This is a genomic window from Marinobacter sp. UBA3604 (genome assembly GCF_002375325.1).
Lineage (GTDB): Bacteria > Pseudomonadota > Gammaproteobacteria > Pseudomonadales > Oleiphilaceae > Marinobacter > Marinobacter salarius.
In genome coordinates, this window is record NZ_DFMB01000049.1 from 35,223 (window position 1) to 42,115 (window position 6,893).

The window sequence follows — 6,893 nt, forward strand, 5'->3', positions numbered from 1 at the left end:
TGCGCTCTGGGTTGCGCTGCTCTGGCGGCAAAGCTCTTTCCGGGCAAGATTGTGGACGGAGTAAGGGATCGAACCGGGTTACCATGATCACCGACATTGCGAGCAGACCACCGGCGGCTTGTTTGGCCTTCAGAAAAGCTGGCCCCGGATTGCGGGCCAGTTGATACCCTCACCCTCCGCCCAACCCGCTCCGACCTCCGAATTGCCCGTTTGAGAGAAATTCAACCTTTTCAGCCTGGTGACACTCTCTCATTATCATTAACATTGGTTATTGACTTGATTATTAAAAGTCCTTAAATTCGTATCTGCAAATGGAACGCGTTTCTATTTAGAATTTCAAATACGAATAATTCCGGAGAAACACATGTTTAAACCTTCCCGACTGTCACTGGCAGTAGCGATCAGCCTTGCCCCGGGCATGAGCTGGGCCGCCGGCGATGACCAGCCCCAGATGCTTGAACCTATGGAAATCATTGGCGATGCGTCTGCAGCCCAAACTCTGCCGGGGTCAGGCTATGTGGTTGGCGATCAGCAGTTGAAAACCGAGGTTGAGGCCGACATCAGCCAGGTATTGAAAACCGTCCCGGGCGTGTATGTACGGGAAGAGGAAGGTCAGGGCCTGCGCCCTAACATTGGCATTCGCGGTGCCACCGCCGAGCGCAGCAGCAATGTCACACTGATGGAAGATGGCGTTCTGATCGCGCCGGCGCCCTACTCCAATCCGGCCGCCTATTATTTCCCGACGCTGAAGCGCATGTCCTCGCTGGAAGTACTCAAGGGTGCCCCGCTCCTGCGCTATGGCCCGCAAACCACCGGCGGTGTGATCAACCTGATCTCCGCACCCATTCCCGACAAGCAAAAGGGCTACGTCGAAGCCGTCACCAACGACCGCGGATCCACCGACGTTCATGCAACCTATGGCGACACGAACGGTGACTGGGGTTACCTGTTTGAAACGGTCCAGCGCTCAGCGCAAGGCTTCAAGGACATTGACCGAAGCAACCGCAACAGTGGCTTCGACATCAGTGATTATGTCGGTAAGCTGCGCTGGCAGGGAGATCGCCAGAGCGTGACCGCCAAGCTGCAATACTCCGAGGAAACCTCCAACTCCAGTTACCTCGGCCTGACCGATGCGGACTTCAGCCAGGATCCGAACCGGCGTTACGGGTTGTCCAGCATCGACCAGATGAACAATACCCACTCCGGTATCAGCCTGACCCACCAGTTCGAGTGGAACGACACCGTGAGCAGCACCACGACCCTCTACCGCAACGACTTCAAGCGGAACTGGTTCAAGCTCAGTGGCGGCGGAAACATCATCGACGCGGCAAACGCCGGAGACGCCAATGCCCAGGGCATTCTCGACGGTACCGTTGACACCAGCGGCCTCAATTACAAGAACAACGCCAGGGAATACGTCTCCCAGGGCGTGCAGACAAACTTCGATGTAAACATTGGCAACCACGAATTCGACTTCGGCGCCCGCGCCCACGAAGATGAAATGGATCGCTTCCAGCCGGTGGATGTTTACGACCAGGTCAATGGCTCCCTGGTATTCCAGAACAGCGTGGCCCCAACGGGCAGCAATAACCGCTTCGAGACCGGCGAAGCCCTGAGTTTCTGGGCACTCGACACCTGGCAGGCGACGGACAAGCTCAGCATCAACCTCGCCCTGCGCTACGAGGACGTGAAAACCGGTCGCACCCAATACGCGGATTCCGGCCGCACAACTGTCGACAGCACCCGCGCCAATGACAGCGCTGAACTCCTGCCCGGAGCTTCCTTTACCTATGACCTGTCCCAAAGCTGGCAGGTTCTGGGTGGCGTGCACCGGGGTTTCTCCCCTCTCGGGGGTGGTGCCAGGGCCAACGAGGAACCGGAAACCAGCAAGAACTGGGAAGCCGGCGTCCGGTACTTTGGCGGTGCGTTCTTCGCGGAAATGATCGGCTTCTACAGCGACTTCTCCAACAAGGCTGAAAACTGTTCCGTGGGCTCGCCGTGCAGCAATGGCGCCACTTCTGGCAGTTTCGTAACCGGCGAGGCTGAAATTGCCGGTGCGGAATTCCAGCTCCAGACCGGCACCCAAGCGGGCAACCTCTACCTTCCGGTCAGCCTTACCTACACCTATACCCAGGCGGAAATCAGCAAGGACAATGCTGCCTCGGGCCTGACAAAAGGTGAGCAGCTCAAGGACGTACCCGAAAACCAGATGAGCTTCCGCACAGGCATGGAACATCCGAGTGGCTGGGACAATTACCTTGTGGTCACCTACGTCGACGAGATGTGCGTCAGCGCTGGATGCAACAACACCACTACGAAACTGGACGAGACCGAGTCCCTGTTCCTGGTCGATTTCATCAGCCGCTACGCACTGAACGCCAGTGCCGATGTCTTCCTGAAAGTGGACAACCTGTTCGATGAGCAGCAAATTGTTTCACGCTTGCCTGATGGTGCCATGGCAAACCTGCCTCGCACTGCCTCACTGGGGGTAAGTGTCAATTTCTGATGAGTGAACGGAGGTTGCTGAAAATCCGGCTTCCACTCCTCGGGAGCCGGATTTTTGGGGCACTCCGATAATCCCTTTTTCACACTCAGGCGCCACTTCGCCTGAGAACTTCGCGCCATTGATGATCTGGACCGCAGCGTCGCCAACCTCGGAAGAGCCAACCTGGACAACGCTAATAACCGGCTTTTCAGATCCTGATTCCTTCGTTACTGTTACAATCCATAGCGGACGAGCGAAACTTTCCCACCACGAAAAACGGCGCTTACAAATGAAAATTCTGATTGTTGAAGACAATGCTGTACTTGCCAAAAAAATATCGGACTGGCTTGCGCAGGCGCACTACACAGTAGATATCGCCAAAACCGGCAAAGAAGCGGACTCGTTGATTGAAACAAGCTCCTACCAGGCCGTTATTCTCGATATCGGACTGCCCGATGAAAATGGACTTTCTTTAATGCAAAGATGGAGAAAAAACGGGAAAAAAGAGGCCATCCTTATTCTGACCGCACGCTCCAACTGGACTGAGAGAGTAGAAGGGTTGAATGCGGGAGCTGATGATTACCTTCCCAAACCGTTTGAGTTTGATGAACTGAAAGCCCGGCTCAGTGCGATTATCCGAAGAAAGGACGGCAGAACGACAGACCAGATCAGTGTTGACGGATTCAGTCTCAACGCCACCTACCGAACGTTTACCACGCCCGACCAGAAAGAGTTCAGACTGACAGCTACGGAATTCCGCCTTTTACAGTGTTTCCTCCGTTCACCGGACCGAGTGTTTTCCCAGGACGAACTGGTTGAATCCCTCTACAACATAGAAAGATGCCCCACCAGAAATGTCGTTCAGGTTTACATAACCCGGCTTAGAAAAATAATAGGGGTCAATAAAATAAAAACATTGCGTGGCCAGGGCTACTACTTCGAAAAAGATCCTAACCGCTGAACGCCCGAGTGAACCAACCAGGTTAAAATATGTCTGCTCCGAAAAGTATCCGCAGAACAGCCATTCAGTATGGTGCTGTTTTCAGCCTCGTATATTTTACTCTGATATTCTTTTCACACACCTACGTGATAAAGCAACTATCGGACGAGTCCAGGAAGCAACACCTGAACAAAGAGCTGGGAAACTTTCAGGCAATCATTGAGGCTGAATCCCCCACAACCGACGACCTCAGCAACATGATCAATCAGTTTGAAATGCTTCTGGGGCATGCCATCGTCATCGAAACGGCTAGCGGAAGCGTCCTGGCGAGCCCGAACTTTGACCAGAGCCAACTGCAGGGCGCTGCAGAGAAGCCCGAGGGTTTCATCCACATAGCGCAGGGTGCGAACACGCTTTTCGGGCTCAAACGCATTTTCTCCGCCAGTGAAAAACTGGCCTCAATCAGCGTTCTTGAAACCGAGGGGGCGCTCTCTGAACGACCGCTGAAGGCCCACCTGACATTGCTCGGCGCCTCGGCCGTTCTTCTCGCGATACTGCTGGCCCTGATTGGAACCACTACACATCTGACGTTAAAGCCCATCAGTAAGATAAAAGAGGACCTGAGACGGCTCCAATCCGGGAAACAAAGTCGCCTGAACCCTCACGTACCGGAAGAGTTTCGTCCGCTGATCCGCCAGCTCAATGATTTGCTTGAGCTGTCAAACCGTCGTCTGGACCGCCACCGCCGCCTGAATTCTGATCTCTCTCACCTGGTCAAAACCTCTATCTCTGCCAATCTTGCCATTTTGTCGGACATCGACACCTTGCCTCCGTCCCGGGAGGATATTGTGTTTATGACCTCTAACTTGCGGGAGCTTGACAAATCCCTGAACTACAGGATGAGCAAGGCAGACATATCAGGCAGACAGATGGGACGAACGTGCATGCCGGTTGAAATCACGGCAAGTGTCATCACCGTCATGGAAAAAATATTCCCTGATACGGTTTTCCGCCTCCACACCACCTTACCCGAAAACTTCAATTGGCCTATGGAGCGGCAGGATCTTTCAGAGCTGCTTGGCAATTTACTCGAAAATGGTGGGAAGTGGTGCCAGACAACCGTCGACGTTACAATCGTCCGCACGTCATCAGGACTCTCCATAGAAGTAACGGACGATGGCCCCGGAATTTCTCCCGAGGCGGCAGCCACTGTCATGGACAGGGGCACCAGGCTGGATGAAACGGTCGCCGGATTTGGACTCGGATTGTCCATCGTGTCCGAGATTGTCGAAGACAACCTCGGACACCTGGAAATCGGATCCTCGAAAAACGGAGGAGCCAGGATTCTGATTTTACTGCCATTTCCAGACTAGATCACTGCCAAAAGGCCAGCCATCTTGAAAATCCGGCCTTCAAAGACTCAGTTTTAGCAGTAATCAGCTGCGTCATTAATCATTCTTCGAGTTTAATTCAGAATCAACGGGGTCATTCTGGCTGTCTGTTGGCGGAAGATCGATCGAGAATAGCTGGTACCGTTCGTTCTCCCCCAACTTCTGAGCGTCAGTGGCCCGCGGACCAAGAACCTCATCGACCACATGGTTTGGAATTACTGCAAAGACCCTGGCGTACCCGTCAGCTTCCAGCAGACTGTTGAATTCTGTGGAGATGATTTCCACAGCGTCGCCCAACGAATAAAAACGTGCCGAAAATGGCATCTCACCAATGTAGAAGATCGGACTGTCCCCCGCTTGATGGATGCTCTCATACCGGCTTATCAATTGTTTCTCGGTTTTTAGTGGAATGACTCCGCTCACACTGATGAACACAACAAGGGTAATGAGAACGGGCACAAGCAATACAGCCCCCGACCTGACTCTGGACCAGGCACCTAGATCGAGCTTCGACACCCATCCGGCAATCAGAATGGCCGAGAACGGAAGAGAAGGAAGTATGTACGTCCAAAGCGTGTTGCCTGCCAGGGTGAAGAACAGCATTGGCGTTATCGCACAAAACAACAGATACAGCGTTGAGGCGTCTTGAACAGCACCAGTGAATATATCCTTTGTTTTGCCTCGCGCCGCCGCAAGGCCAAAGCCAACCAAGCCAATGATACCCCAGGGGAATGAAGCCCAAAGCCAGAATATCCAGATCATGCCCTTGGGCCGGTCATGGGCACTACCGTACAAATCGCCGGCCCACCCGGGGTCCAGAAACCGGCTAAAGTGTTCGCCAATGATGAAATAGTTGAGGAACCCTGGCGTTTTCAATTCAGCGAGCACGTACCATGGCACGGCAATCGCCAGTGTCAGAAGTGAGCCAAGAAGCCAGGGTAATTTTTTTAACGGTTGTAACTGCTGCCTGAAAATAGCAGCCCATAGCACCAGGGGGGTAACGGTCAATACAACAGCCAACGGTCCCTTTGACAACAAGCCGATAGCCAGGCCCACGAAAAACCACCAGCGCCAACAGTCAGACCGGCCCGAAAGCACGAACCACATGCTCACCAGAGAGAGGGTCGTTCCAAAAACCAGGAATGTATCCGTCATGACTGCGCCAGCACTGATATAAGTGAGTGCCATCGTGGAAAGCACAAGAGTAGACCACCGAGCGACCGCAGCACCTCGCGCATGATTTGCGAGGCACCACGTCAGCCATACGATTCCAATCGTGGCGAACCATGCCGGTAGCCGCAATGAGAATTCAGACAGTCCAAATATCTTTAGAGAGGCCGCTTGAGCCCAGAATGACAGGGGAGGCTTCCCCCAGAACGGAACGCCGGGTTCAAACCAGGGCGTTATCCAGTCCCCGGTTTCAGCCATTAAACGAGCGATTTCAGCGTATCGGGGCTCCGTTGTATCCACGAAGGGAAACAGCGTCATTCCGATAAAGCGACTGAACAATACGGCAGCCAGTACCCAGAACCAGGGCTCAAATCGCTTTAGCATTCTTGACGCCTCTGAAGTTGCTGATATGGTCTCGGCTTGATACCTCTTTGTTCTCGACCACTTCTTCGGTCAGATACAGTGGTCGCTGTTTCGATTCGATGTAGGTTTTGCCCACATACTCACCAACGATACCAACGCTCACCAGTTGTATGCCGCCCAGAAAACTGATGAGGGCGATTAACGATGGGTAGCCGTCAGTCGGATCGCCGAGCATTATTGCCTTCGCTACAATCCAGACACCGAACAATCCACCAACGGAGGCGGCCAGCAAGCCGACAAGCGTTGCCCATCTGAGAGGTGACACTGAGAAGGAAGTCAGGCCTTCAAGGGCCAGGCCGACCAGGCCCGGGTAGTCCCACTTACTCTCGCCAGCCACTCTCAATGCCCGGTCGTATTCGATGATCGTCGTTGGCATACCAACCCAGGCAAAGAGTCCCTTCATGTAGCGGTTGCGCTCTCCTAACCGGAGAAGGGCATCAACTGCCCGCCTGCTCATCAATCGGAAATCACCCGTGTCGACCGG

General features: G+C 53.9%; 4 protein-coding genes and 1 pseudogene. 3 read left to right on the forward strand and 2 right to left on the reverse strand.

The window, feature by feature from the left end:
* The first annotated feature begins 364 nt into the window (after positions 1 to 364).
* From B2590_RS15070 to B2590_RS15080, 3 genes are all read left to right on the forward strand, one after another.
* Positions 365 to 2,506, forward strand: coding sequence for a TonB-dependent receptor family protein (locus tag B2590_RS15070; protein WP_286847974.1), 2,142 nt, complete (start codon positions 365 to 367; stop codon positions 2,504 to 2,506).
* 268 nt (positions 2,507 to 2,774) lie between these two features.
* Complete coding sequence (locus B2590_RS15075) at positions 2,775 to 3,446, forward strand: response regulator transcription factor (RefSeq protein WP_036208683.1); 672 nt, start codon at positions 2,775 to 2,777, stop codon at positions 3,444 to 3,446.
* Positions 3,447 to 3,475: 29 nt separating this feature from the next.
* Complete coding sequence (locus B2590_RS15080; protein WP_041333840.1) at positions 3,476 to 4,798, forward strand: ATP-binding protein; 1,323 nt, start codon at positions 3,476 to 3,478, stop codon at positions 4,796 to 4,798.
* Between the two features lie 75 nt (positions 4,799 to 4,873).
* Here the strand turns inward: B2590_RS15080 and B2590_RS15085 are convergent, their stop codons facing one another.
* Complete coding sequence (locus tag B2590_RS15085; RefSeq protein WP_286847976.1) at positions 4,874 to 6,370, reverse strand: ArnT family glycosyltransferase; 1,497 nt, start codon at positions 6,368 to 6,370, stop codon at positions 4,874 to 4,876.
* Positions 6,354 to 6,893, reverse strand: a pseudogene (locus tag B2590_RS15090) (glycosyltransferase); the annotation flags it as partial. The gene B2590_RS15085 and the pseudogene B2590_RS15090, both read right to left, overlap by 17 nt.